Genomic DNA, 26254 nt, shown 5'->3' on the forward strand with positions numbered 1-26254 from the left:
ATTCAAACCTCCTTCAGCCCAATAAAACTCATCATTCTTCCAGTTTTCCCTTGGTCACGTCGGTGGGAAAAAAATAGTCGATCGCAACAGCTCGTACAATATTCAGAAACAGAAATATTCTGTTCACTCACTCCAAATTGCAAGCAAATTAGTTTGTTGACTAGCTTTAAATTTATGCGATATTGTCCTCTTCCAACTTCAGTATACGTCTTATTTGCGTCCTTTTGTAAACATTTCTTTACTCCGTCTATCACACGGTCATCAACTTGATAACAGCAAGAGCCGATGGAAGGACCGATGGAAACATATATATCTTTCGGGTCAATACGCTCTTTTTCCGTCCATAATGTTAACATATTTCCTGCAATATTTTTGACTGTCCCCTTCCATCCAGCATGTGCTAAACCGATCATATGGTGGGTAGGTGCATAAAAATATAATGGGACGCAATCAGCAAAACAAAGAGCTAAAACGGTGTTCATCTCATTTGTATACAAGCCGTCGCTTTTAGAAATTGTTGTTTCATAGCTCGTTGTTCCTGCACTCCGGTCCCGTTTCGATACTTTCTGAATATGTTCTTTGTGAACTTGATCCGCAAACACCCAATGTGATAAAGGAATATCGATCTGTCTTGCTATTTTATCTCGATTTTTAACGACTACTTGTTTATCATCAAGTACATGAAGTCCGACATTTAACGATTCAAAAAAATTTGTTGAAAAACCTCCTCGTTTCGTTGTAAAGCCCGTGACAAGGTTTTCATTCATAGCGTTCCACTCTTTAAGTGTCAAAATGGATTCATTTTGAAGATGAAAAGGGTCTTTTTCCATACATTACCTTCCTTTTCGACATTTATCCTTTCTTTATTTTACCACATGTCGCTATGAACAAAAGTACCGTTTTTATTTTTAAGAGTTTTCAATCGCCTCTATTTGTTGCGGTAATCGAACTAATATAACGTCTTCACCAATTTTCACAATATTACGCCAAGGAATCATCATTTCATCCCCTTTTCCAAAAAAGCCGAGCATTTTCCCTTGGTTGCCAATAATGATTGCTTGAATTTTTCCATTCGTAACATTTATATCGATATCATCTATATTCCCTAATCGCTTTCCATCCGAAACGTTTATCACATCTTTTACTTGAAATTCAGAAATATGCATCATATCTCTTCCCTCCATTCTCCTCCTATTTAAACATATGACATCGACTACTTATTCATGATTAAGGGATCAGACGAAAAACGCCTGACCCCTCTAAATTATTGCTGTATATTTTTGTTCATTTGTTTAATCGCTGCTTTTTCTAACCGGGAAACTTGTGCTTGGGAAATGCCGATTTCTTCAGCTACTTCAATTTGCGTTTTCCCTTGAAAGAAACGTTTTCGCAAAATTAATTTTTCTCGATCATTTAAACGTCGCATTCCTTCTCTTAATGCCAGTTCTTCAATCCAATTCGTATCACGATTTCGTTCATCACTTAATTGATCCATAACGTAAATCGGGTCTCCGCCATCGTTGTATATCGGTTCAAATAACGAAACCGGATCTTGGATGGCGTCTAAAGCAAAGACAATTTCTTCATGGGAAACATCTAAAACTTTTGCAATTTCTTCTGCACTCGGTTCTCTTGATGTTTGTGACATAAGCTTCTCACGTACTTGTAATGCTTTATACGCGATGTCACGAAGAGAACGCGAAACACGTATTGGATTATTATCTCGTAAATATCTTCTAATTTCACCGATGATCATCGGCACGGCATAAGTTGAGAATTTGACATTTTGACTTAAGTCAAAATTATCGATTGATTTCATGAGTCCAATACAGCCTACTTGAAAAAGGTCATCGACAAATTCGCCTCTGTTGTTAAAACGCTGAATCACACTTAATACAAGTCGTAAATTTCCATTTACAAGCTTTTCACGGGCTGATATATCCCCGCTCTGCATTTTTCTAAATAATTCTCGCATTTCTTCATTTTTCAATACGGGTAATTTAGAAGTATCTACTCCGCATATTTCGACCTTATTCCTTGTCACTTTGTTCCCTCCCAACAGGAGTTCTTGCTGTACTACGTTAAGTATCTCCTTTGGAGGGAAAAATATGCACAAGCCTTAAGGGCAATATATGATTAAAAACCGTTGAACTATTGTAAAATATAGGATAAATTACGCAAAAATTTTTTGATTTCACACGACCATTTTTTATCATAAAAGGAATAAAGTCTATACCATTTTATTAAATTCTTTTTGAAGTCGTTTAATAATTCGTTTCTCCAGCCGGGAAATATACGATTGAGAAATTCCAAGCATATCAGCGACATCTTTTTGTGTTTTTTCTTCGCCACCAGTAAGTCCGAATCGAAGCTCCATTATTTGTTTTTCACGGTCATTTAACTGTTGTAATGCTTTCATTAATAGCTTTCTGTCAACATTCGCCTCTAAATCTTTTGTAATAATGTCCTCTTCCGTTCCTAAAACGTCCGACAAAAGAAGTTCGTTTCCATCCCAGTCGATATTTAACGGTTCATCAAAAGATACTTCAGAGCGAATTTTATTATTCCTTCTTAAGTACATTAATATTTCATTTTCAATACAACGGGATGCGTATGTCGCGAGTTTAATTTTTTTCTCTGGATTAAATGTGTTGACAGCTTTAATTAAGCCAATCGTTCCGATGCTTATTAAATCTTCTATGTTAATTCCCGTATTTTCAAATTTCCGAGCGATATATACGACTAAACGTAAATTTCGCTCAATTAATATGGAACGAGCCGTTTGATCCCCACTCGGGAGTTTCTTTAATAAAACTTCCTCCTCATCTTTTGAGAGCGGTGGGGGCAGAGCTTCGCTCCCTCCAATATAATAAATTTCATCTGTTTTAATCCCGAGTTTAAATAATATTTTATACCAGTAATAAGTAATATAAAGACGTAATTTCTTCATAGGTTCTCCCCCTTGTATACTAACTAAAATAGCGACTTTTTAAAGCTTATGATACGTTTTCGGTACGACCTGATTGAATCATTTTTGGGTGGACAATGCACGCATAATTCCCATCAGACGATAATGTTCGATTATTTAATCCAATTAGTACTTTTTTCACGTTAATACTTCCTTCTCTATGCTGAATGATAACTTCATCTGGCTTAATAGCGAAAAGAAATTGATGATCCTGTCCAACTCCACGATATGGAATGATACGTAATCGATTCATCCAGCAATGATCTGTTTCATGCATTTTCTCAAGTGGATCTTGATCTGAAACGAGATCGATTATTTCTTGCGGAATAATCTGAACCATTTTTTCACTTTCAACAATCATGACTGGAAGCTTAGTAATCGGGTCATATAGTTGATTTCCACTATCGATCAAACCTTTTAAAATAATAGATTTTCCTGAAATTTCAATTGATACTTCGACAATTTGGTCATAATGAATTTTTGTCATTTCAACTTGATCAAACTGATGACGAGAATAAAACCATGTAAGTGGAAAACCAATCAATACAAAGAGCCAACTAATTGGATCACCAAAACCATTGGCATTCGTTAAAATAACTGAGTCTTGAAAAACAAAACTTACCTCAAAAAAGTAATACGTGCCAAGCATCCCACCTCCAATAACGAAGGAGACAAAATAAAAGGCTAATAAGCTTTGTATAAAAAAGCGAAACCGTTTAAACCCAAATGCAACAATGACCATCATGCATGAAACGAAAAATTTTGTAAGAGGATGACTAGCACTTTCAGCAAATGGAGTAAATAAGAAAAGCACCATAGATGAACCAATACATGCTGAAATTAATACGAACAACCACTTCATTCTCCTTTTTAAAATTAAGGCGGTTAGAAGAAGTAAAAATAAGTCAAAACAAAAATTTAACAACCATATCACATCTAAATAAATGGACAAGCCCCTCTTCCTTCCTTGGCTTTTTCATTTTTTGGGACGCACATCTTTGTTTGACCTAAGTATAAATGACAAAAGAAAGAAAGTCTGTCATTTACTGACGAATGATTTCTAGTAATTTTGGCAGAAAAACAGGCAAATCGTCGAGTTATAAGAAAAACGTAAGCACCCTTGCTCATTCTCAAGTAAAAATGTTCTTCGTCCAATTAAGACGCTTTTTTCCTTTACGGCGTCACGCTTTTGACTCGAGGGAATAGGTGGCTTTCGCTGGACAACGAACACTCCATTAGCCGTACAATCTTTTCCATACATGATATAAATTCTGCTCATCGAATGAATAAAAGCTCTTCGTTCGGAAGAGCTTTTTCATTACATTTCTATAATTGGAATAGCCGATAACCAAAACGAATGCTAATTTTATGCAAAAACAACATCGCAAAGCCTGCTATAACTTGATCATAAGGATTGGACATTCCTGTTAAGTTGTTGTTTTCAACAGGTATACATAAAAGGCTTGATAAGTGAATGGACGATAAATGTCCATTTTCATTGATGATAGGAGAAAGCATTAACCATAAGCATGCAGGGAAGAGTAGCCACCCACTAATTATTAAAAGATGAAAAGGTGAAGACTTACATCGATAAATAGACTGCCATATAAAGAGTGATAGAACAAAGAGGGTAAAGAGGAAGCTATCATGTAAATATGGAAATTGTAAAATGTATTCTAACATAATCGGTACGTGATACATCGTAAAAAGAAATGCAAAGGTAAAGATAAGCAAATATAAACGATAAGTTAAACGCTGTTCTGTTTTTTGAGATAAAGAAAAAAACAAGCAAAACACTGGAAAAATAAATAGGAACAAACTCATCTTTAACATATGATTTGTCATGATCCATTCATAAGCTATAGTCGGTTGAATACTAAAGGAAATATAGAGAAGCATAAAACTTGTTAATAAAAGTTTCTTATAAAAAATTTCTTCCTCTTTCATTATTTTTTGTGCTTTTCGATCATTTAAACGGAAGAAAAGCATAGAAAACACAGCGAATATACCTACCTTGATCCCACTATTCCATGCATCGGTGAGGAATAAATGATTTTCCATTCACATCTCCTCTCGTAAGGGTTTCCTTATTAGAATGGTTCGTCATTTATACATTATATCTCTTATATACTTATCCAAATGACATTTTCCTTTCCCTATCGAGAACACAAGCAAAGGGCAACCGCTAAAGTGGCGATTGTACAAACTGTACCATTTCAGAAGGAGATAAAGGAAACTCGGGCGACGTATCAGTCGATGTTGTCTTATCGGACGGATAAAATGGTAAGTTTATAAGCCGCTAACGCCTGGAGCTAGACGGAACAAGCTAACTATGAACAAACTTGCCCACAATTCGTTTCCTGGTGCAACAAAGAAAAAAGCATGGGCTCTCCCATGCTTTTTGTTTATTCGGTGTCAATCCTTGTCTAAATGAAGGTTATCTTTATCGTTTTCTACGATTACGTAAAAACGTTGGAATATCTAACGTATCTTCTGCCTGTTGAACCGCTCGATTCGTCATATCTTGCTGAATCTCTTCACGTTTCGGTTCACGTTTAGGTGCAGCTGCTTGTTGTTTTTGCACATTGTTATTTGCAAAAGGGCGAGCTTGCTGCTTAATAGGATTCACTTCTGCTTCTGTAAAACCTGTCGCAATAACTGTAACAACAATCTCATCCTTTAAGTTTTCATTAATAACAGATCCAAAAATCATATTTACATCTTGATCTGATGCAGACGCAACAATATCGGCAGCTTCTTGTACTTCATAAAGACTTAAATTCGTACCACCTGTAATATTCATAAGCACACCTTGGGCACCGTCAATCGATGTTTCAAGTAATGGACTGGAAATCGCTTTTTTCGCAGCTTCTGCAGCACGGTTTTCACCTGTTGCAACCCCAATTCCCATTAAGGCAGATCCCTTATTTGACATAATCGTTTTAACGTCAGCAAAATCTAGGTTAATTAGCCCCGGCACTGCTATTAAGTCAGAAATACCTTGTACACCTTGACGTAGTACATTATCTGCTTCTCTAAACGCTTCAAGCATCGGAGTATTTTTATCAACAATCTCTAAAAGTCTGTCATTTGGAATGACAATTAACGTATCAACAGATTCTTTCATTGCAGAAATTCCGCCTGCAGCTTGCATCGCACGTTTGCGTCCTTCAAACGTAAATGGACGTGTGACAACGCCAACTGTAAGCGCTCCTAAATCTTTTGCAATTTGTGCGATGACCGGAGCTGCTCCAGTTCCAGTACCGCCTCCCATACCAGCGGTAACGAAAACCATGTCAGCACCTTTTAACGCTTCTTCAATTTGCTCTTTACTTTCTTCAGCTGCCTTTTTACCAACTTCAGGGTTAGCACCTGCTCCTAAACCTCTCGTTAATTTAGCACCGATTTGCATTTTCGTTTCAGCTTTTGAAAGATTTAATGCTTGTGCATCCGTATTTACAGCAATAAACTCTACTCCTTGCACACCATGTTCAATCATGCGGTTGACAGCATTATTTCCACCACCGCCGACACCGATTACTTTTATCGTAGCAAATCCGTCAACATTCGTATCAAACTCCAACATGTGAATCCTCCTAATCCATCAATGCTTCTATGCTTACAAGTTATTCAAAGAAATATCCAAAAAACTTTTTCACGCGACTTACCTTTTCTTCATTTTTCTGCTTTGGTTTTTGTGCGTTCCGTTGAACTTGAACGGGCTCGGTTGTTGCGGCTTGTTCAGCCCTTTCCACTTGAACGTTAGAGCCAATTCGTCTACCTTGAATTTTGGCATTTCGATACGCAAACTGAATAAGTCCAACCCCAGTCATATATTGAGGATCTCTCACTCCGATATAATCTGGGCTTGCAATACGGACATTATTCGCTAGTACCGTTTGAGCAAGTTCCAAAATTCCTGGAATATTGACAGAACCGCCCGTCAAAACGAATCCACCCGGAAGCTCTTGAACCCCCATTTTTTTAAGTTGATGCTGTATAAGCTCGAAAATCTCTTCAAGCCTTGCTTCAATAATATCAGCTAAATGTAGCTGGCTAAACTGTTGCGTTTTATCACTACCAATAATCGAAACTTCAAAAACTTCGTCTTCAGAAGCATGATCATAATAGGCATAACCATATTTTAACTTCACTTTTTCCGCATCCTCAGTTGCTGTTCTTAGTCCGATGGAAATGTCTTTTGTAATATGCTCCCCGCCTACTGGTAAAATGCTTGTACACTTTAACATGCCTTGTTCAAAATAAGCAATTGTCGTTGATCCTCCGCCGATATCTACTAAAGCAACGCCAAGATTTTTCTCGTCTTTCGAAAGAGCAACTGTACCTGCCGCTAGAGGTTGGAGGGCAATGTCAGATATCTCTAATCCTGCACGTTCAACGCAACGTAATAAATTATGTAAGATTGTTTTAGATCCTGTTATTAATATCCCTTCCATTTCCAGTCGGACACCTAGCATACCTCTCGGATCATTAATTCCATCTAGGCCATCTACAATAAATTGCAGTGGAATACAATCAATAATTTCTCTTTCAGGGGGAATGGATAACACTTGTGCGGCTTCAATCACTCGCTTCACATCTTCATTTTTAATTTCTTTGTTATCACTTGAAACCGCAACAACTCCATGACATGGTTGCAGTTGAACATGATTCCCAGCAATCCCAACGATAACGCGTTTAATTGGGATTCCAATCATCCTTTCAGCCTGTTCAATTGCTTTTTTAATAGAATGAACGGTTTCATCTATATCAACTATAGAACCTTTTTTTAACCCTTGTGATTTAACATTACCGACGCCAATAATGTTAAGTGATTCGTCTGTCATTTCGCCAATAATCACTTTCACATTGGATGTACCGATGTCAAGACTTACGAATATTTCATTGCTGTTCATTCTATGGCACCTCCTTACCTGTCAAGTCTATTCTATTATTTCAAGAAGAACATTACAATGAAACTAGTATTAAATAATTGTAACAATGAGTTTTAGTATGTATCAATTTGTTATATGAGTAAATTCAACAAATGATCGCTATTCCCTTTTAAAATTTCAATTTTTTTTTGGAATTTCTTTCATCGCTTTCCAATTTGATATGAGAAGACGACGAATGACAGCAATATTTTGAAAAAGCCTTACTCCAAAAGCAAAAAGAGCTACTAAGTACAAGTCTACACCAAGATGTACACCTAGAAAAGCTAAACTTGCTGCTAGCATAATGTTAAAAAAGAATCCCGTCACAAAAATAAGATCATCATATATTTTTTGTAAATGGGCTCTAATCCCCCCTATAACAGTATCGAGTGCAGCTAAAATGGCAATCGATAAATAATTCGAATATTCAGCAGGTATTTTCACATCACTAAAAAAACCTAGCGTAATCCCTAGTAGTAAACCAATGACCGGAAGCCACATATTATGAATTCCCTTCCTTTTCAATATTAAATGGTTCCATATTTTTAATGCGGATCGTTTCCTTGTAAGCAGGGACAACGATGTTACCTTCGGGTTCTGAAATCGATAAGCTTAAGTTGTCAATCGCATAATCGTCTTTTAAGGAAGAGCCATTAATTCGGTTATATAGCTTTTCCGCATCTTCAGTAATGATTTGAATCGTAATAGGAAATCCATTTAAATTGGAACCATCAATCTTTGTGATTCCATTAATATCCCGAATGACGGTTGAGCTTATGACACGATGACCGTTAATCGAAATACTTTCAGCACCATATGAATTAAGTTCGTTGATCGTTCGAATTAAAAGTTGTGGGGAAATTTGGTGTGATGAGACGCCTGCGAGATCCAATTGAAAAAGTGGCTCAACTGTTATTATAACGCCGTTTCCCGTCATCTCTGTTAATCCCGCTTCCTTCTTTAATTCATCCAATGTTTCTCGCAATGCCGTTTCTTTACTTTCTTCTTTTTGTTTCCGGTAATTTTCTAACATTTGTTCATATTTACGAATTTGCTCAAGCAAATCGACTTGAAGCTCTTGCTCTTCTTTCAAGTCGGCTCTTAATTCCCACATGTCCCTTGTATCTCGAACGACTGGTTCTTGAATCGATTGAAATTGTACAGCGAGCATAAAGCCAAATATAGCCGTTATGAGTGAAAAAGGTAGACTAACCTTCCACGAAATGTTTTTCAAAATCGATCACCTATTCTAACATAGATTAACTCGTCGGTTGTTTTTGCAACAATGGCTCCATTTTGATTTCTTGTTTTTTGGAAATCTGAACGTCGACATTTTCATATGTTAGTTGATCTAACACACCACCTGCAATATTTAATGCTTGTGACAGCACATCTGGGTCACCAATTGCAGAAATAACAAATGGAGCTGGGTACTGCTCGCCATCTACTGTTACAACCGGACCGTTACAATAAATATAAGAGTGATTCGTAATACGATGTCCATTTATGGCGATAGCGGAAGCGCCAGATATTTTCAATTCGTTAATAACTTTAAATAAATGGCTTTCGTGAACGATATAGTTATTTACGTTTTCACCTTCAGGAATATAAGATGCATCTTCTAACTTTACTTCAATCCCTTTCCCTACAACCCCAACCTCTCCAACAAACATACGCAATTTTTCAACATCCTCGACAAGGTTATAGTAAATTTGCGTTTCTTCCTTTAATTTTTCCTCATATTCAGTCACTTCTTGCTGAAGGGAATACAATTGCTGCTGAAGCTCTCTATTCCTTTCTTCTTGAGAAATGAGCAAACTGCGTATACTGTATTCCTTTTCCCACGTTTTAGAAGAGGTATCGTCTGTCGGTTTCACTTGTTGTTTTGTTAATTGATAGGAATAAGAAATTAAAAAGCCAACAACCGCCATGACGACAAAAACTAAAAATGAATTAACCTTCATTTTCTTCATGTTCCGAATTCTCCTCTTCATTACTCTTCAAATCTTCTTTATTGTAGGCTTCAAAATATGAGCCTACTTCAAAATGAACCGTTCCTTTAATATTTGGGTCAATTTGACTAATAATCTGGGGATATGATTTCATCTTACTGGCAAATGTAGAGATCGTTGCTATCACTTCATTTCCATCACTCATGTAAACCGTAATTTGTTCTTCGTCTGTGTTTGACGGTGTGAGATGAATTTCAGAAATGGCGTTTGCAATACTGCTAGGTAGTTTTTTTAATTGTGCAGACATCGCCTGAATCATTTCAGGCTTTTTCCAATCGATCAAAATTGGTGCATCTGGAACCGTTAACTGCTTTTGCTTTTCCAAAAAACCTCCATTTTCTAATATCGGATAAAAAGCCGAATCCTTAAATACATATGCTACCCTTTCATTTTCCTCAATCGATAGGATAACAGTTGATGGAAACCTTTTTTGAATGTCTACCTCTTTAATTTGCTTATTTTCTTTAATAGCTGCTACTGTTTTATCTTCTTCAATTTTCCAAAAGCTTGTCTCTGTTGTAATTCCACTTAACTTTATCACCGTTTCTTTTGGGACGTTAACGGCACCTTCCACAACGATATTCGAAACTTTGCTCAGTGGTGTTTGCAAATAAATGATGATGAGAATTAATAAGAAAAAAAGAATAACAAAAAAAGTGAGCTGTCGATTCGTTTTTTGCTTTCTCTTTTCTTTTAGTTTTGGAACGCGCTCTTCTAGCGAAACGACTTTTTGTTTATCCAAAATTATGTTCACCCCATCCTAGACTAAACACATCTAGGTGTTCATTTAAATTTCAACTTCCTTTGTATAACTGAAAATAAACGGCACAAAATGCCGTTTATTTTCGTGTTTCCTTTATTAGACATTATACCACAGGAAAAGAGAAAGAAGGGATTAGATTTATCATTTATGAGCCAATTATTTCAACTTCCGTTTCCATTTCAACTTGGAATTTCTCTTTTATTATACGCTTAATATAGTCGATTAAATCAAGGACATCACGCGCCTTCGCATCACCAGCATTTACAATAAAATTACCGTGCATTTCAGAAACTTTCGCACCGCCAATTTGATAGCCTTTTAACCCTGCTTTTTCAATCAATTGACCTGCATAATTCGGTAATGGATTTCTAAAAATACTTCCAGCACACGGATAATTCCAAGGTTGTGTCTCCCTCCTATACTCTTTATTTTTTTTCATTTCAGCGACGATCGCGTCACGTTCACCATGTGTAAGCTTAATCATTGCTTCTACAACAATTCCTGGACGTTTATTTTGCAAAATGGAGGTGCGATATGAAAATTCCATTTCTTCATTTGTTAACCACTCCATCGTACCATCGGCAAAAAGCACATGTGCTTTAACTAATATTTTGGACATATCAGATCCATGTGCCCCTGCATTCATATAAACAGCCCCACCAACTGAACCTGGAATTCCACTTGCAAACTCTAATCCAGATAACCCTTTTCGGCTAAGAATGGTTGAAAGAGTGATGATGGAATAACCGCCTCCAACTGTGTAATAGTCACCATTAGCTTCAAGGTGATCAATACCTTTTCCAAGCTTTATAACAACGCCTCGTAATCCTTCGTCTAAAACGAGTAAATTGGAGCCTCTTCCGATAACACGCCAAGGTACATGATGTTCCTTCACAATGTCCATCGTTTTCTTTAACCCTTCTATATTCTTCGGTTCGACAAAAACGTCGGCAGGCCCACCTACCTTCATTGTCGTATGGTTGGCGAGCGGTTCGTTTTCAAGTACTTTTCCTACTTGGGCATCTTTCAACTGTTGTATGATTTCCTTCATGTTTACACCCCGTTTCTCATTATTTAACGTTCTTGTTTTTTGAAATAAGCATTTCGATTTCTTTATATAGTCTTTTGGAAGCATCCGGTATACCTAGCTTTTTAGAAGATTCTTTCATTCTCTTTAGTTCTCGATCATTTAACAAAATTTGATCAATATGTTTGATTAACGACTCACTTGTAAGCTCGTTTTCTAACAAAAGAACAGCGGCATGATAATCACTTAAACTTCGCGCATTCATCTCTTGATGATTAGCTGTCACATAGGGACTCGGAATTAATATACTTGGAAGACCTAACGCTGTAATTTCCGCTAATGTCGTTGCACCAGCACGAGAAACGACTAAATCGACAGCTGCTAATACTTCAGGCATATTATGGATGAATGGCTTAATGATAACATTTTCGCCGATATTCGCATCTTTCGCTTTTTCCATAACCGAATCGTAATGCACTTCGCCCGTTACGTATATAATTTGATAATCTTTTTTTGAGAATGTTTTTAGGGCACCGAGTACGGCATCATTAATTGGACGAGCGCCTCTACTTCCACCGAAAAGTAAAACAGAACGCTTCCCAGCTTGAAGTGCTAATGACGCGCGACCTTTTTCTGGATCTTTTCCAACAACTTCTGATGCGCGCGGATTCCCTGTTAATATAACTTTATGTTCAGGGAAATATTTTTTTGCATCCTCAAAACAAATCGCTACTTTATCAACATATTTCGCTAAAAATTTATTCGTTAATCCTGGCAAACTATTTTGCTCGTGAATGATTGTTGGAATGCCAAGCTTTGAGGCAGCATACACAACAGGTCCACATACGTATCCGCCTGTTCCAATCACAACATCTGCACCAAAATCTCTTAATAGCTTTTTGCTAATAGATACACCTTTCATAAAGCGCATCACAGTTTTCATATTTTCGACGGAAATCTTACGTTTAAACCCAGTAATGTGTATTGATTTAAAAGGAATTCCTTCCCGCTTCACAATCGTGCTTTCCAATCCTTTTTCTGTTCCTATGTATAAAAATTCAACATCTTTTCGACGTTTTTGAATCTCTTTAATTAAAGCAAGAGCAGGATAAATATGCCCTCCCGTTCCGCCTCCTGAAACCGCAATTTTCATTTTAATCCCCCAACTAATAAAGTTTGCTAAAAAGGACTTTAGAAACATAGATACCCTGTTTATGTAAACAGGGTATCAGTTTCAATCATTCTCCTTACTATTATAACGATTTAATATGACGAAACGTTACAACAATTTTACGTTTCGAAAACAATTTTGATCGTAACTAATACCGTGCATATCGACTAATGTTTAAAAGGACTCCGATGGCCATTAACATAAGGGTTAACGATGAGCCTCCATAACTTAGGAAGGGTAACGTAATCCCTGTTACAGGCATTAGCCCCGTTACAACACCGATATTAATCATCACTTGTATCGCAATCATCGCAATAATACCAACGGCTAAAAAGCTTCCATATAAATCAGGAGCTCCAAGCGCTATGCGAATGCCACGCCACAATAATAAACTAAAAAGTAGTAATATGAGCGTTCCGCCAATAAATCCGAGCTCTTCTGCTAATATAGCAAAAATGAAATCTGTTTGTGGTTCAGGCAAATAAAAGAATTTTTGTCGACTTTGTCCAAGCCCTAATCCGAACAAACCTCCTGGTCCAATCGCATATAACGACTGAATGATTTGAAACCCACTTCCAAGCGGGTCCTCCCATGGGTTTAAGAAGGAAGTGATCCTCTTAATCCGGTATGGTGCGGATAAAATAAGACCAGCAAAGCCAACGAGTCCGATAATGCCTAGACCGACGAAATGGCTAATTCGCGCTCCTGCAATAAAAATCATTGCGATGCATGTACCAACCATAACGGTTCCTGTACCGAGATCCGGTTGCAGCATAATGATTCCAAATGCGAAAAATACGAGACTTAATGTCGGAACTAACCCTTTTTTCAAAGAGGTGATTTTCTTTTGATTTTCAGATAAAAACTTCGCTAAAAAAGCAATCATCGCTAACTTCATAAATTCTGACGGTTGGATGGAAAAAGCACCGACTCCGATCCAGCTTCGCGAACCGTTTCGAACCATCCCTACCCCCGGAATCAGTACAGCAACAAGTAAAATAAAACAAATAATGAGCAATACTTTCGCCCATGTACGCCATGTCCAATAATCGACATTCATGATGAAAAACATCGCAATGATGCCTAGCCCTGCAAATAATAGCTGTCTTTTAGCAAAGAAAAACGAATCATCAAACTTATACGCAGCCCAAACAGCGCTTGCCGAATAAACCATAATTAATCCGATTGCAAGTAAAGATATCGTGATGATTAATAATATAAAATCAGGAGTCGATCTTTTTGTTGTCAACGCATAAACACCCCGTTATACAAATTATAGGGCGCAACTCTCGAACAAGCCCTTATTTTAGCTTATGCACAGCATCTATGAAAATGTCACCACGTTCTTCAAAAGTTTTATATTGATCCCAGCTTGCGCATGCAGGAGAAAGCAGGATGACATCATGTTCTTCAGAAATTTCATATGCATAAAAAGCCGCTTGTTCCACATTATCGACACGTTTAATCTGTTCTATTCCTATCTCTGTAGCGATTCGTTCAATTTTCGGAGCTGTTTGTCCGAACGTTATAACAGCTTTTACGTTCTTCATATAGGACTTTAATTCATCAAATTCATTCCCACGATCTAAACCACCAGCTAATAAAATGGTCGGTTGTTGAAAGGCACTTAATGCTTTTGAGGTAGCTAATATATTCGTTGCTTTTGAGTCGTTAAAAAAAAGTCTCCCTTTTATCGTCCCAACGTATTGAAGGCGATGCTTTACACCAGAAAAGGTTTTTAAAACCTTTCGAATGGATTCATTCCTTACACCGCGAAGCTTTGCTACAGTAACAGCCGCTAAAATATTTTCTAAACTATGCTCTCCCGGCAATACAATTTCTTTTATCGGGATGATGGATTCAGATTGATAAAAGACTTGATTGTCCTTCATGTATGCACCGTTAACATGAGCCGAGGATGTTGAAAAAGATACTTTTTTACCTTTAGATATTTTGGCTAACTGCTTTACATTTTCGTCATTTGCATTGATGACAGAGTAATCGTTCTCCAGTTGGTTTAAGAAGATTCGTTGCTTTGCTCGCATATATTCTTCTTTCGTTCCGTGATAATCTAAATGAGCATCAAAAATATTTAAAAGCAATGCTATCTTCGGCTTAAAGTTCAACGTTCCTAAAAGTTGAAAGGAAGACAGCTCCATAACAATTACATTTTCCTCTGTCGCTTGTTGAACGACTTCACACGCTACATTGCCAATGTTTCCTGCAATTAACGGGTTTTGTCCATCTTCTTTTAGCATTTCATAAATTAAAGTCGTTGTCGTTGTTTTCCCGTTCGAGCCAGTAATCGCAATAATATCTGCTTCTGAAATGGCATAAGCTAATTCAATCTCAGTCACAATCGGTAATTTCATCTGTTCAGCTTGCTGAATGATGATGTTTGAATAAAGAATGCCAGGATTTTTCACGATATATTCAATGTTTTGACTTGACAATAAGTCTTCTGGATGATGACCACAAATTACCGATATACCTAACTGTTCCAACTCTTTTGCAGCTTGATTTTCTTCATAAGGCTTCGTGTCGTTGACGATGACATTCGCCCCAAGCTTGTGCAATAATTTAGCGGCCGCTAAGCCGCTTTTTGCTAATCCTAATACGAGTATATTTTTCCCAAGAAATGTTTGTACGCTTTTCAATTACAACCACACCTCAATATAGATTCCTAAAATGGCAAATACAAGGCCCATCGACCAAAATGTAGCGACAACGCGCCATTCAGACCAACCTAACAATTCATAATGGTGATGGAGGGGACTCATTTTAAATACACGTCTCCCCGTTGTCTTAAATGAAATGACTTGGATAATGACGGACAGTGTTTCGATGACAAAGACACCACCAATAATCACTAATAATACTTCAAGCTTTGTTAAAATGGCGACAGTGACGATAGCTCCTCCAAGCGCAAGCGAGCCTGTATCTCCCATAAACACTTTCGCTGGATGTGCATTAAATACTAAAAACCCTAGTACAGCACCGACAACGGCTACTGAAAAAATCGCTACGTCATACTGCCCTTGGTTCCAAGCTAAAACTGCATAAGCACCAAAGGCAACTGCCGCAGTGCCTGATAATAAACCATCTAATCCATCCGTTAAGTTCACGGCGTTAGAGCCACCAACAAGCATGAAAATAATTAAGAGTACGTAAGCCCAGCCAAGATCAAAGGACCAATCAGTACCTGGCAATCGAATTTCTGATGAAAATCCGTATTGCTGAAACACTAAATAAAAAATGATCGCAATAATGACTTGACCGATAAGCTTTTGTTTTGACGTAAGCCCTAAATTTCTTTTCATGACGACTTTAATAAAGTCATCTAAAAACCCTAGTAAACCGTATCCGAATGTGACGAAAAGTAATAAATACATTTCAACACTTAGTTCAGAAAATTTATTCGTCATGACTAGTGTCGTCACAATAATGGAGGCAATAATCATGATTCCGCCCATCGTAGGTGTTCCGGACTTCTTTTTGTGAGATTTCGGCCCTTCCTCACGAATACTTTGACCGAATTTTAATCTCCGCAAGAATGGAATAAAGATCGGTGAAAGTAATACACTAATTAAAAAGCTGGTGATAATCGTAAATAACATCACTTGCTCAAGCATCGATTTTTCCCCCTTCCACCGAACCTTCTACCTTTGATTTGACGTCTGTTTGTACGTCTATATATATTTTCACCATATGTTTCGGCATATCAATCCATTCCACTTTCATTTTCTCCTCTTTCTAACTCCTTAAAAAAGATTATTTTGATTTACATTGTACTTGTTTAACAGCTTTTAAAGCCACTTCTTTATCATCAAACTCGAGTGTTTGATTACCTATTTGCTGATACGTTTCATGTCCTTTTCCAGCAATCACAATGCAATCACCTTTTTTCGCATTCGAAACGGCAAATTGAATGGCGTCTTCTCTGTTTGTAATGGAGTGGTAGTATTCTCCTTTCACTCCATTTTCCATATCTTTTAAAATTTGAAGCGGATCCTCACTACGCGGGTTGTCGGATGTAAAAATCGGTTCATCGGCATATTTAACGGCAACCTTGGCCATTAATGGACGCTTCGTTTGATCACGATCACCCCCGCATCCGATAACGACGAATATTTTTCCTTTTGTAAATTGCTTAACGGTTTTTAAAACATTCTCTAAACTATCAGGCGTGTGAGCATAATCAACAATCATCGTGAAATCTTGACCGCCACTTACAAGTTCAAATCGTCCGCGCACACCTTCTAGCGATTCGATCGCTTTTATAATTATTTCCATATCGATATTGCTTACGAGTGCTGCCGAAACCGCTGCTAGTACATTGTACACACTAAATGTTCCAACAAGCTTCATGTTGACAGGAAAGTGCCCATTTGGTGTTACGAGCTCAAATGTTGTACCATCTGACCCCATTTGAATGTTTTTTGCCATGACATCACTCGGTGTTTCGATTCCATATGTCACAATATGTGCACTTGTCACTTGTTTATAATACGCTGATGTATCGTCATCGGCATTTAAAATAGCAAACTTTTGACGGTCGTGATGAAATGCATTTCCTAATTGGGAAAATAATAAACCTTTTGCGTTACGGTATTCCTCCATCGTTTCATGATAATCTAAATGATCTTGTGAAAGGTTTGTAAATACCGCAACATCGAAATCACACCCATGAACACGGCCCATATGAAGAGCATGTGACGAAACTTCCATCACCGCATGTGACACTTGCTGATCAACCATTTGTTTGAACGTTTTTTGTAATGTTAAGCTTTCAGGTGTCGTATTTTTCACTTCAAATTGCTCATCAATAATTTTCGTGTACATTGTCCCGATAAGCCCGGTTTTCTTGTCAGCTTCTTTCAATATTTTTTCTATAATATGTGTTGTTGTTGTTTTTCCATTCGTACCTGTAACGCCGATTAAATGCAGTTTATGTGTTGGCTTCTCGTAAAAGGCATCCGCCAAGCGGGCCATTGCTCTTTTCGTATCGTTGACAATAATGACAGGTACGTGTTTAGGAGTTGAAACATTTCGCTCGGCTAAAATCGCAACTGCTCCTTTTTCAACTGCTTGTTCAACAAAATCGTGGCCATCAACGGTAAAACCTTTTATGCATATAAACAAACTTCCCTTTTTTACAGCTCGTGAATCCATCTCAATTGAGGAAATGAGTGGATTTCCTTCTTTTAAAATATTATATTGATATAGATGATCTAACAAAGACTGTAACTCCATAAATATTCAATCCTCTCAACAAAACTTCCTTTTCAAATATATGTATGAATAAGAGACATACGTTAACATTTTAGCTTAAATAAATAAAAAGTGCCATACGGGCTTTCATCCTTTAATGAAAAACTTGAAGAAAGCCCTCTTTTTTATTCGTGATGATGTTCTTCTTCGTCTTCACCATCACTTAAAAATACTCTTACTTTTGAACCTTGCGCAACTTTCTCTCCCGGGGAAGGTGACTGGTCAATGACGACATTGCCTTTACCCGATACATCCACTTGTAAATTGACGAGCTGTTGATTTAGCTCTTGCTTCGTTAACCCTATAATGTTCGGGACTTCTATAAGTTTTTTGTCATCCCATTTATATTCTTTTTCTATTTGATCTTTTCTCGGCTTTACACCTAAATGGCGCAAACTATCTTCGATAATCGTACCGACAATGGGCGCTGCAACAACACCACCGAACTGAACCGTACCTTTCGGATTGTCTACGGCTATATAGACGACAATTTGCGGATCATCTGCAGGAGCAAAACCAATAAATGAAACGATATGATTATTTTCTAAATATGCTCCATTCACAGCTTTTTGTGCTGTACCGGTTTTGCCACCAACACGATAACCATCAACAAAAGCTCCTTTACCCGTTCCTTGTGCAACAACACTCTCTAATGCATATCGAATTTTTTTTGACGTTTCTTCCGATATGATGCGACGTTTCGCTTTAGTTGTTGTTTCACTTACGACTTTACCTGTAATGGGATCAATCCACTCTTTTGCAATATAAGGTGTATATAAGATCCCTCCATTTACCGCAGCAGATACAGCTGCCACTTGTTGAATCGGTGTAACGGATACACCTTGACCGAATGCGGTCGTTGCTAATTCAACAGGACCAACTCGTTCTTCAGAAAATAATATCCCTTTTCCTTCTCCTTGTAAATCAATTCCTGTTTTTTCACCAAAGCCAAACTTTTTTATATAATTAAAAAGAGTCGATGTTCCTAAACGTTCACCTAATTCTACAAATCCAGGGTTGCACGAGTTTTGCACGACCTCTAAAAAGGTTTGGCTACCGTGCCCTCCTCTTTTCCAGCATCTTAGCTTCGCTCCTCCAACAGATGCATAACCGGGGTCGTGAAACTGTTCTTTTTCTAAATCTACCTTCCCCTCTTCTAATGCGGCAGCAAGTGTAATTATTTTAAAAGTAGAACCCGGTTCATAAGCACTCCATATAGGCAAATTTCGATTATACACAATCGGGTCAACCTTTTGATACGTAGCCGGATCAAAATCAGGCCTTGACGACATTGCCAAAATTTCCCCGTTATTCGGATTCATGGCGATAGCAATCATTCCATCTGGATTGTATTTTGCTTCAGCGTTGTCCAATTCACGCTCGATGATTTTTTGAATGTCCACATCTGTCGTCAATTTTAAATTCAAACCATCAGTTGGAGGGGTATATTCTTCTCCTTCACCTGATAGCCGGTGTCCTTTTGCATCTGAATAAAATTGAACGTAGCCTCTTTCACCTTGGAGTTGTTTATCATAATATAATTCAAGCCCGGCAAGCCCTTGATTATCAATGCCTGTAAAGCCAAGAACGTGTGAAAGAAAGCTTCCGTATGGATAGTAACGTTTAGTATCTTCTGCAATATAAACGCCATCTATATTTAAGGCACGAATCTCTTCTGCCTTTTCATTCGATATTTTACGACCTTCTGGAATTCGTTCAAGAGACGTTTTTTTTGTTATATGCTTATAAGCTTTTTCAACTGGCATGTTTAAGATGGCAGCTAGTTTCTCTGCTGCCTCACTCGGATTATTTATTTGTCTAGGTACAACATAAACGGTTGGTGCACTAATGTTTGTCGCTAATTTTTCTCCATCTCGATCAAGTATTTCCCCTCTCATCGGCTCAAAAGGGATATTGCGACTCCAAAGCTCCTTTGCAAGTGATGTTAAATCGTCCCCGATAATCAATTGGACATACCCTAATCGTACATCAATAATAAAAAAGATGAGAAAACCGGCAAATAAAACGGTTAATAGTCGTTTGCGAACGGTAACATTTGAAACACGCATCCTAGGAAACTCCTCTCACACTTTGGTCGTTATCGCCAATATATGCTTGGTCCATTTTAGATAGAACAAGCTATCGAAAGAGGAGATGATATGTTTTAATAAGATTATTTGAATAACTATGAATGACAGGAAAAGTAAGTGATTGAAAAGAAAAGCTTGACAGCTCTATCGACTGCCAAGCTATTCCTCTTCTCCATGTGACTCTTTGTCATTCTTTTCTTTCTCTGCTTCAGAGCGGTGTTTCGTTTGTTCGTCAAGCTTGATTGTTAAAGTAGCTCCTTTTTTTAATGCAGAGCCAGCTTTAATCGATTGAGCTGTTACATACCCTTTCCCTTCATATCGAAGGTTCAAGTCACATATCGTACTCAGCTTCAACACATCTCTTAATGACCATCCTATAACATTTGGCATTTTCGCATGACCTTCTGTTCGCAATAAAAGTTTCTCGTTTGCAATGACTCTTGTCTCAGGGAACGGGAATTGACCAATAATCGTTTTTCCTTCTCCTAACGTGATGACTTCGATATTTTGTTTCGCCATTTGTTTTTCGACATTCTCAACACGTTCATTCGTATAGTCTTGTAAAGAAAAGCCGTTATCCGTTTCAGACGATTTACGCTTCGGCTGATGATCTGGCTTTACTTGTAAATATTCCAATCCATTTTTCATGACGGTTTTAAAGATAAATGATACGGGTGCAGAACCTGTTTCAGTCGGCTTTAATTCTGGTTGCTGAACTGCGACATACATAAGGAGCTCAGGATCATCTTTTGGAGCCATTCCTAAAAAAGAAAAAATATAATTTTCACGTCCTGTTAAATATCTACCATCGCTCCCTGCGATTTGTGCAGTTCCTGTTTTTCCAGCGACTTCATACCCTTCAATTTGAAAGGCTTGACCCGTTCCATTTTCAGAGCTGACAACCGTCTCTAAAAGATCGCGCACTTTTTTTGCTGTATCCTTCGAAATCGGTTCACCAGCGACTTTAGGCTTATGATCAAGGATCGTCTTTTTCGTATCTGGGTCCACAACTTTATCAATAACAAATGGTTTCATCATTTTCCCGTCGCCCGCAACAGCTGTTGCACCTTGAATTTGCTGGATAGGTGTAATTGATGAAGCTTGTCCATATGCCGTTGAAAGCTTATCTCTCTCATACTTATAGTTGATTCGACTTGTTGCTTCACCGGGTAAATCAATACCAGTCTTTTTCGTTAATCCGAATCGCTCAATATATTGATAGAATGATTCAAATCCTAATTTTTCTTTTGCTAAAATCGAGAATGCTACGTTCGATGATCGTTGTACGCCTTCATCAAACGGAATCATGCCCCACCCTTTGCCATAATTATGATCGTTAATTGGTTTGGATCCTTTTACAGGATAAGAACCTGATTGAAATGCTTCTTTTCCGTTATATACCCCTTCATTGATCGCTGCGGCTAATGTAAAAATTTTCATCGTTGAACCAGGTTCGAAAGGATACGATATCGCATCGTTGTAATAGTTAAATATATTTCGTTTGTTCGGATCGAAACTCGGTCGCTGCGACATTGCGAGAATTTCACCTGTCTTCGGATTAGCGACAATGGCGATCATTTTTTTCGGGTTATACTCTTCAGCGGCTTCATTCATCGCATCCTCTAAAAACGTCTGTATTTTCTGATCAATCGTTAAATAAACATCGGCCCCGTTATCTGGTGCGACAATTTTTTCGTCACTCGTGGGGAGTTTAAAGCCGTAATGATCTTTTTCATATTGGACATAGCCATCTGATTCTTGTAAATATTTATCTAAATATTTCTCAACTCCAAGTTTTCCTTCTGTCTTATTTTTTTCTCTTTGAGCAAAGCCGATAATGTAAGATGCGAAATCTCCATTTGGGTAAAACCGATTTGTGTCACGTATAAATGCGATACCAGGAAGCTCAAGCGCTTCGATCTCTTGTTTTTTTGAAAAACTAATATTGCGCCCTTTCGCTCCAAATTCGACTTGTTTTCGATCTTTCTTTAATACCGACAATATTTCTTGTTCATTCATGTCTAACAGAGGAGCAAGCTTTCTAGCGGTTTCTTCTTTGTCCACAACATGCCGTGGTTGTTTCGAATTCGTCGTAAGACTTTCATCTAATACAGCTACAACCGTAAATGTAGACGTATCCTGTGCTAACACTTCACCGTTACGGTCTAAAATTTTCCCTCTCGACGCTTCAAGTGTTACTTGATTTTTATATTTTTCTTCCGCTTTTACCGCTAATACTTGTCCATCTACTTTTCCAGTTGCTTGTATGTAGAAAAAGCGGCTAAATAAGACAAAAAAGAGCAAAGCAAATATTAAAGATAATATTGCTGCTCCTCTGTTCATGTTCTTGTTTTTATTCATGCTAATCAGTCCTGTACACCTTTAACGTTATTCGGATTTAATGTAAGTCCAGCATCCTTTGCTTTCTTCCAAATTCGCTCTGGATTACTTAACTCTTCTTGCTGAATATAAAGATCGGTGTTTATTTTTTGCTGCTTACTCATCTCTGCTTCAATCGCTTGGATGTCCATGTTCACATTATACAATTTTACATAGTTTGAAATTACTAAGATAGAACCAATTAATACCATCCCTAAAAAGACAGCAAACAGCACCTTTTCCCCAAAAGTAAAAAGAGGACGCTTTTTTACTACAACTTTTTGTTGTACACTTTGCTTTTGTTCTTGAACTTGTTTTTGTTGAACCTTGTAAGCTAAATTACTCATCCCTTCACCCTCCTTATTTATCTATTTTCTCCGCAATTCGAAGCTTGGCAGATCGCGCTCGGTTATTTTCCTCTAGTTCTTTTTCAGTTGGGAGAATAGGCTTTCTTGTTATTATTCGAACATCCGGTTTATATTCATCTGGAATGATTGGTAAATTCGGTGGTAATGGCGGTGTTTCGGCTGCTTTTTTAAACGTTACTTTGCATATACGATCTTCCAATGAATGGAATGTAATAACCGAAACTCTCCCTTTCGGATTTAATAAGGCAATCGCTTGCTCGATCGCTTCTTCAAACACCTTCAATTCATCGTTAACAGCAATTCGTATCGCCTGAAATATTCTTTTTGCGGGATGCCCCCCTTTTCGTCTAGCTGGGGCTGGAATTGCCTCTTTAATAATGTCAACGAGCTCTTGCGTTGTTTGAATCGGTTCGACTTTTCGAGCGGCTTCTATTTTCCGAGCGATTTGTTTTGAAAATTTCTCTTCTCCATATTGAAAGAATATTTTCACCAATTGTTCATACGTCCACTCGTTGACAACATGATAAGCTGTTAACGTTTGTTCACGATCCATTCGCATATCTAACGGTGCATCATGATGATAGCTAAAACCTCGCTCTGGCGTATCTAATTGCGGTGACGAAACACCTAAGTCAAATAAAACACCATCAACCTTCGTCACACCTATTTCATAAAGCTTCTCTGTTAAATAGCGAAAGTTGCTTTTAATAAACGTAACGCGGTCAATAAAAGGGGCAAGTTTTTCTTTTGCAAATTGAAGTGCGACATCATCTTGATCAAAAGCAATGAGCCGACCTTTTTCAGTTAAACGTGACGCAATTTCATAGCTGTGTCCAGCTCCCCCTAATGTACAGTCTACATAAATGCCATCCGGTTTTATGTTTAGTCCATCGACCGCTTCATGTAATAGTACTGTTTTATGTTCAAACATTGTTGTAACCACCTTTAATATCCTGTATCGAATCTCATGTCGTCTATTATTATCAACACTTCAACGATTATATATCAAAATCAATCATATTTTCGGCAATTTCTTCAAATGATTCTTCTTGTTCTTCTACGTATTGATCCCAAACATTTTTACTCCATAATTCAATACGGTTTGATACACCAATAACGACACATTCCTTCTCTAGCTTGGCGTACTGTAAAAGCGGAGTTGTAATGTTTATACGGCCTTGTTTATCTAATTCACATTCAACGGCACCTGAAAAGAAGAATCTCGTAAAAGCGCGGGCATCTTTTTTTGTAAGGGGTAGAGACTTCAACTTTTCCTCAAGTATTTTCCATTCACTCATCGGGTATCCAAACAAACATTTATCGAGACCACGTGTTAAGACAAATGATTCCCCCAACCCTTCTCGGAACTTAGCAGGAATAATCATTCGCCCTTTCGTATCAATTGTATGATGGTATTCCCCCATGAACATGTCATGTCCCCACTTTCTACCCTTAACTCACCACTTTCCCCCACTTTTCTCCACAATTTCATTGTACTATTAATAAGAATAAAAAAAAACCCTGTTTTAAAACAGGATTTTTTTATTTTGTCCTCATATTTTGACAATCTTATGCTTTCCATTAAAATGAAATGTCTGATGCTGTAAAAGTTTTAGGAAATCTAGTCCATATTTATTCAAGTAATAATAAACATTCCAAATTCTTTCTTGCGGAGCTCCGTTTGGTATTAATGAGTGTTCAATACGTTGAAACTTTTTTAAATTGACTTCATGCTTTTCTTTAATCTTTTTTTGCACGGCATGATGTAAAAAGTCTAGCTGCTTTTCAATGAAATTCGCATTTTTTTCAAGTAAAGGAGATAAACTTCGATCTACCTCTAACGCTTTTTCACGTAATAATTGATGAATGTGTTCCATTTCTATTTTCGATTTTTCAACGAGTGGTTCAAATTGAATCGTCTCTCGTTCGTTCAGCCAGTTTTTTCTCAATTGTTTCACACCCGTTTTGAACACATCTTCTACTGTAATATTTAAATCCTTTAAATCTGACTCGATATGTCGTTCTAAAATGGTCATATTTAATCTTGGAACGATAGGTGGCATAAGCAAGTGACAAGTATGGAAGGCTTCCTTTAGTTCTGCCCAATATGCAATTTCTCCAGGTCCAGCAATAAACGCTAACGTCGGCAAAAGCATTTCCTGCATGAGCGGACGTGTTACAACATTATTACTAAAATGATGAGGTGTTTTCGCAAGAAGGGCAAGTATTTGTTCATAGGTAAACGCTTCATTTCGATCTTTAATCACGAAATGGCCTTCTTCATTTTGCACAAGCATAAACCGCTCTTCATCAACATGTATAAATAGATTCGTACTATTTGGCTGCATCTCAATTAACGGTTGAAAAGACTGTTCTCGAAGAAATTGTTGTTGCTTCAAAACGGCATCATAAATCTCTTTATTGTGATAAAAAATTTGTTTAAAATAACGAGACTCAATTTGTCTCAGCTCTTTCGATGCGGAATTCACTAATATAATCCCTTCATCCTTAAACAACGACATAATCAATTCTTCGAAAAATTCCACATACGTGTTAGAGCGATGGATACATGCTGTTAATTGGTCACGTAAATAGTTCGTATGCTCCGATTCTCCATACGCTTTCAAAATTTCTTCCGTCCACATAATACATTTTTCATGGTCAAGTCGTAAATCAGACACCATTTGTTTTTGATAAGAAGGTTGACGAATAGGCTTTTTTACTACTTTTTCATTCTTCAAGACATAAACATGGTTAATCTCTTCAAAATCATGGTCTTCACCAGCAATCCAAAATACAGGTACAACCGGTGCCCCTACCTTCATTTCTTGTTTTTTCGCTAAGGCAATGATGGATAAAACTTTATGTATCGTGTACAAAGGGCCTGTAAGTAACCCGGCTTGCTGTCCACCTACAACGGCAACACTTTTTGGATCCTTCAATTTTTCAATATTTTGCAATGTTTTTTCACAATCTTGAAATCGTCGATGATAGGAAAGTAAATAATCAACAAGTTCTTCGCGAGGAAAAATGCGTTCTTGTAAATCATTCATACGTCTTTCATACACATCTTTATCATGTATATTATAATCAAAAAATTGATCGTTCTGTAATTGATTATTCATATATGCCTGAACGAACGGATTGGATATAGGAAGGGAGAGTTCACAAATCTCCATCTTAAAACTTCCTTTCTGCATCAAAATCTATTTAGTTCCGAAATGAGTATAGCACGGATTGTATCGAAACGAAAAAAGTTTGCTTACATATA

24 protein-coding genes are annotated in these 26254 nt (G+C 37.4%); all 24 read right to left on the reverse strand.

Translation table 11 applies throughout. The features are described from left to right. Positions 1 to 2: 2 nt before the first annotated feature. Positions 3 to 830: a peptidoglycan editing factor PgeF gene (gene pgeF / locus MLD65_RS00840; protein WP_243289957.1), complete on the reverse strand. Its 828-nt coding sequence runs from the start codon at positions 828 to 830 to the stop codon at positions 3 to 5. A gap of 78 nt (positions 831 to 908) precedes the next feature. Next, entirely contained in the window at positions 909 to 1169 is a 261-nt protein-coding gene (locus MLD65_RS00845) for a YlmC/YmxH family sporulation protein (RefSeq protein ID WP_243289958.1), read from the reverse strand. A gap of 95 nt (positions 1170 to 1264) precedes the next feature. Then, positions 1265 to 2044, reverse strand: a complete 780-nt coding sequence (gene sigG, locus MLD65_RS00850; RefSeq protein ID WP_243289959.1) for an RNA polymerase sporulation sigma factor SigG — start codon at positions 2042 to 2044, stop codon at positions 1265 to 1267. Positions 2045 to 2230: 186 nt separating this feature from the next. After that, on the reverse strand, positions 2231 to 2950 hold the full coding sequence (gene sigE, locus MLD65_RS00855; RefSeq protein ID WP_243289960.1) for an RNA polymerase sporulation sigma factor SigE: 720 nt from the start codon (positions 2948 to 2950) through the stop codon (positions 2231 to 2233). Between the two features lie 46 nt (positions 2951 to 2996). Then, positions 2997 to 3920 carry a sigma-E processing peptidase SpoIIGA gene (gene spoIIGA, locus MLD65_RS00860; protein WP_279325918.1) on the reverse strand — a complete coding sequence of 308 codons (924 nt, stop codon included), beginning with the start codon at positions 3918 to 3920 and terminating at the stop codon, positions 2997 to 2999. Positions 3921 to 4294: 374 nt separating this feature from the next. Further along, complete coding sequence (locus MLD65_RS00865; protein WP_243289961.1) at positions 4295 to 5029, reverse strand: hypothetical protein; 735 nt, start codon at positions 5027 to 5029, stop codon at positions 4295 to 4297. A 382-nt stretch (positions 5030 to 5411) separates the two neighbouring features. Then, positions 5412 to 6554, reverse strand: coding sequence for a cell division protein FtsZ (gene ftsZ / locus MLD65_RS00870; protein ID WP_243289962.1), 1143 nt, complete (start codon positions 6552 to 6554; stop codon positions 5412 to 5414). A gap of 40 nt (positions 6555 to 6594) precedes the next feature. Next, positions 6595 to 7884 carry a cell division protein FtsA gene (ftsA, locus tag MLD65_RS00875; protein ID WP_243289963.1) on the reverse strand — a complete coding sequence of 430 codons (1290 nt, stop codon included), beginning with the start codon at positions 7882 to 7884 and terminating at the stop codon, positions 6595 to 6597. A gap of 156 nt (positions 7885 to 8040) precedes the next feature. Further along, entirely contained in the window at positions 8041 to 8403 is a 363-nt protein-coding gene (locus MLD65_RS00880; protein WP_243289964.1) for a small basic family protein, read from the reverse strand. A gap of 1 nt (position 8404) precedes the next feature. Beyond that, entirely contained in the window at positions 8405 to 9073 is a 669-nt protein-coding gene (locus MLD65_RS00885) for a DUF881 domain-containing protein (RefSeq protein ID WP_243290246.1), read from the reverse strand. 88 nt (positions 9074 to 9161) lie between these two features. Then, the gene (locus MLD65_RS00890; protein ID WP_243290247.1) at positions 9162 to 9866 is read right to left on the reverse strand and encodes a DUF881 domain-containing protein; all 705 of its coding nucleotides are present in this window, start codon (positions 9864 to 9866) and stop codon (positions 9162 to 9164) included. Further along, complete coding sequence (locus tag MLD65_RS00895) at positions 9856 to 10656, reverse strand: cell division protein FtsQ/DivIB (protein ID WP_243289965.1); 801 nt, start codon at positions 10654 to 10656, stop codon at positions 9856 to 9858. Before MLD65_RS00895 ends, MLD65_RS00890 begins: the two co-directional genes overlap by 11 nt. Positions 10657 to 10822: 166 nt before the next feature. Continuing rightward, on the reverse strand, positions 10823 to 11728 hold the full coding sequence (murB, locus tag MLD65_RS00900; RefSeq protein ID WP_243289966.1) for a UDP-N-acetylmuramate dehydrogenase: 906 nt from the start codon (positions 11726 to 11728) through the stop codon (positions 10823 to 10825). A gap of 19 nt (positions 11729 to 11747) precedes the next feature. After that, positions 11748 to 12857, reverse strand: coding sequence for an undecaprenyldiphospho-muramoylpentapeptide beta-N-acetylglucosaminyltransferase (gene murG, locus MLD65_RS00905; RefSeq protein ID WP_243289967.1), 1110 nt, complete (start codon positions 12855 to 12857; stop codon positions 11748 to 11750). 166 nt (positions 12858 to 13023) lie between these two features. Beyond that, positions 13024 to 14124 (reverse strand): stage V sporulation protein E, encoded by a 1101-nt coding sequence (gene spoVE, locus MLD65_RS00910; RefSeq protein WP_243289968.1) that lies wholly within the window; start codon positions 14122 to 14124, stop codon positions 13024 to 13026. A 52-nt stretch (positions 14125 to 14176) separates the two neighbouring features. Further along, positions 14177 to 15532 carry a UDP-N-acetylmuramoyl-L-alanine--D-glutamate ligase gene (gene murD, locus MLD65_RS00915; protein WP_243289969.1) on the reverse strand — a complete coding sequence of 452 codons (1356 nt, stop codon included), beginning with the start codon at positions 15530 to 15532 and terminating at the stop codon, positions 14177 to 14179. Then, on the reverse strand, positions 15533 to 16507 hold the full coding sequence (gene mraY, locus MLD65_RS00920; RefSeq protein WP_243289970.1) for a phospho-N-acetylmuramoyl-pentapeptide-transferase: 975 nt from the start codon (positions 16505 to 16507) through the stop codon (positions 15533 to 15535). Positions 16508 to 16646: 139 nt separating this feature from the next. Beyond that, positions 16647 to 18128 carry a UDP-N-acetylmuramoyl-L-alanyl-D-glutamate--2,6-diaminopimelate ligase gene (locus MLD65_RS00925; RefSeq protein WP_243289971.1) on the reverse strand — a complete coding sequence of 494 codons (1482 nt, stop codon included), beginning with the start codon at positions 18126 to 18128 and terminating at the stop codon, positions 16647 to 16649. A gap of 143 nt (positions 18129 to 18271) precedes the next feature. Beyond that, positions 18272 to 20215 carry a stage V sporulation protein D gene (locus MLD65_RS00930; RefSeq protein WP_243289972.1) on the reverse strand — a complete coding sequence of 648 codons (1944 nt, stop codon included), beginning with the start codon at positions 20213 to 20215 and terminating at the stop codon, positions 18272 to 18274. A gap of 180 nt (positions 20216 to 20395) precedes the next feature. After that, positions 20396 to 22597 (reverse strand): penicillin-binding protein, encoded by a 2202-nt coding sequence (locus MLD65_RS00935; protein ID WP_243289973.1) that lies wholly within the window; start codon positions 22595 to 22597, stop codon positions 20396 to 20398. A gap of 5 nt (positions 22598 to 22602) precedes the next feature. Continuing rightward, a complete protein-coding gene (gene ftsL, locus MLD65_RS00940) occupies positions 22603 to 22962 on the reverse strand; it encodes a cell division protein FtsL (protein ID WP_243289974.1) in 360 nt (119 codons plus the stop codon). A gap of 13 nt (positions 22963 to 22975) precedes the next feature. After that, entirely contained in the window at positions 22976 to 23914 is a 939-nt protein-coding gene (gene rsmH / locus MLD65_RS00945) for a 16S rRNA (cytosine(1402)-N(4))-methyltransferase RsmH (protein ID WP_243289975.1), read from the reverse strand. Between the two features lie 67 nt (positions 23915 to 23981). Beyond that, positions 23982 to 24413 (reverse strand): division/cell wall cluster transcriptional repressor MraZ, encoded by a 432-nt coding sequence (gene mraZ / locus MLD65_RS00950; RefSeq protein WP_243289976.1) that lies wholly within the window; start codon positions 24411 to 24413, stop codon positions 23982 to 23984. Positions 24414 to 24536: 123 nt separating this feature from the next. Continuing rightward, the gene (gene bshC, locus MLD65_RS00955) at positions 24537 to 26162 is read right to left on the reverse strand and encodes a bacillithiol biosynthesis cysteine-adding enzyme BshC (protein ID WP_243289977.1); all 1626 of its coding nucleotides are present in this window, start codon (positions 26160 to 26162) and stop codon (positions 24537 to 24539) included. Positions 26163 to 26254: the final 92 nt, after the last annotated feature.

The sequence above is a fragment of the Bacillus sp. FJAT-47783 genome, assembly GCF_022808615.1.
GTDB lineage: Bacteria > Bacillota > Bacilli > Bacillales > Aeribacillaceae > Bacillus_BZ.

What these genes read in the sequence shown, in the direction of transcription:
- pgeF (WP_243289957.1), bottom strand. Translation starts at nt 830, where the DNA reads ATGGAAAAAGACCCTTTTCATCTTCAAAATGAATCCATTTTGACACTT.
- MLD65_RS00845 (WP_243289958.1), bottom strand. Translation starts at nt 1,169, where the DNA reads ATGATGCATATTTCTGAATTTCAAGTAAAAGATGTGATAAACGTTTCG.
- sigE (WP_243289960.1), bottom strand. Translation starts at nt 2,950, where the DNA reads ATGAAGAAATTACGTCTTTATATTACTTATTACTGGTATAAAATATTA.
- MLD65_RS00865 (WP_243289961.1), bottom strand. Translation starts at nt 5,029, where the DNA reads ATGGAAAATCATTTATTCCTCACCGATGCATGGAATAGTGGGATCAAG.
- ftsZ (WP_243289962.1), bottom strand. Translation starts at nt 6,554, where the DNA reads ATGTTGGAGTTTGATACGAATGTTGACGGATTTGCTACGATAAAAGTA.
- ftsA (WP_243289963.1), bottom strand. Translation starts at nt 7,884, where the DNA reads ATGAACAGCAATGAAATATTCGTAAGTCTTGACATCGGTACATCCAAT.
- MLD65_RS00880 (WP_243289964.1), bottom strand. Translation starts at nt 8,403, where the DNA reads ATGTGGCTTCCGGTCATTGGTTTACTACTAGGGATTACGCTAGGTTTT.
- MLD65_RS00885 (WP_243290246.1), bottom strand. Translation starts at nt 9,073, where the DNA reads ATGCTCGCTGTACAATTTCAATCGATTCAAGAACCAGTCGTTCGAGAT.
- MLD65_RS00890 (WP_243290247.1), bottom strand. Translation starts at nt 9,866, where the DNA reads ATGAAGGTTAATTCATTTTTAGTTTTTGTCGTCATGGCGGTTGTTGGC.
- murB (WP_243289966.1), bottom strand. Translation starts at nt 11,728, where the DNA reads ATGAAGGAAATCATACAACAGTTGAAAGATGCCCAAGTAGGAAAAGTA.
- murG (WP_243289967.1), bottom strand. Translation starts at nt 12,857, where the DNA reads ATGAAAATTGCGGTTTCAGGAGGCGGAACGGGAGGGCATATTTATCCT.
- mraY (WP_243289970.1), bottom strand. Translation starts at nt 16,507, where the DNA reads ATGCTTGAGCAAGTGATGTTATTTACGATTATCACCAGCTTTTTAATT.
- MLD65_RS00925 (WP_243289971.1), bottom strand. Translation starts at nt 18,128, where the DNA reads ATGGAGTTACAGTCTTTGTTAGATCATCTATATCAATATAATATTTTA.
- MLD65_RS00930 (WP_243289972.1), bottom strand. Translation starts at nt 20,215, where the DNA reads ATGCGTGTTTCAAATGTTACCGTTCGCAAACGACTATTAACCGTTTTA.
- MLD65_RS00935 (WP_243289973.1), bottom strand. Translation starts at nt 22,597, where the DNA reads ATGAATAAAAACAAGAACATGAACAGAGGAGCAGCAATATTATCTTTA.
- ftsL (WP_243289974.1), bottom strand. Translation starts at nt 22,962, where the DNA reads ATGAGTAATTTAGCTTACAAGGTTCAACAAAAACAAGTTCAAGAACAA.
- rsmH (WP_243289975.1), bottom strand. Translation starts at nt 23,914, where the DNA reads ATGTTTGAACATAAAACAGTACTATTACATGAAGCGGTCGATGGACTA.
- mraZ (WP_243289976.1), bottom strand. Translation starts at nt 24,413, where the DNA reads ATGTTCATGGGGGAATACCATCATACAATTGATACGAAAGGGCGAATG.
- bshC (WP_243289977.1), bottom strand. Translation starts at nt 26,162, where the DNA reads ATGGAGATTTGTGAACTCTCCCTTCCTATATCCAATCCGTTCGTTCAG.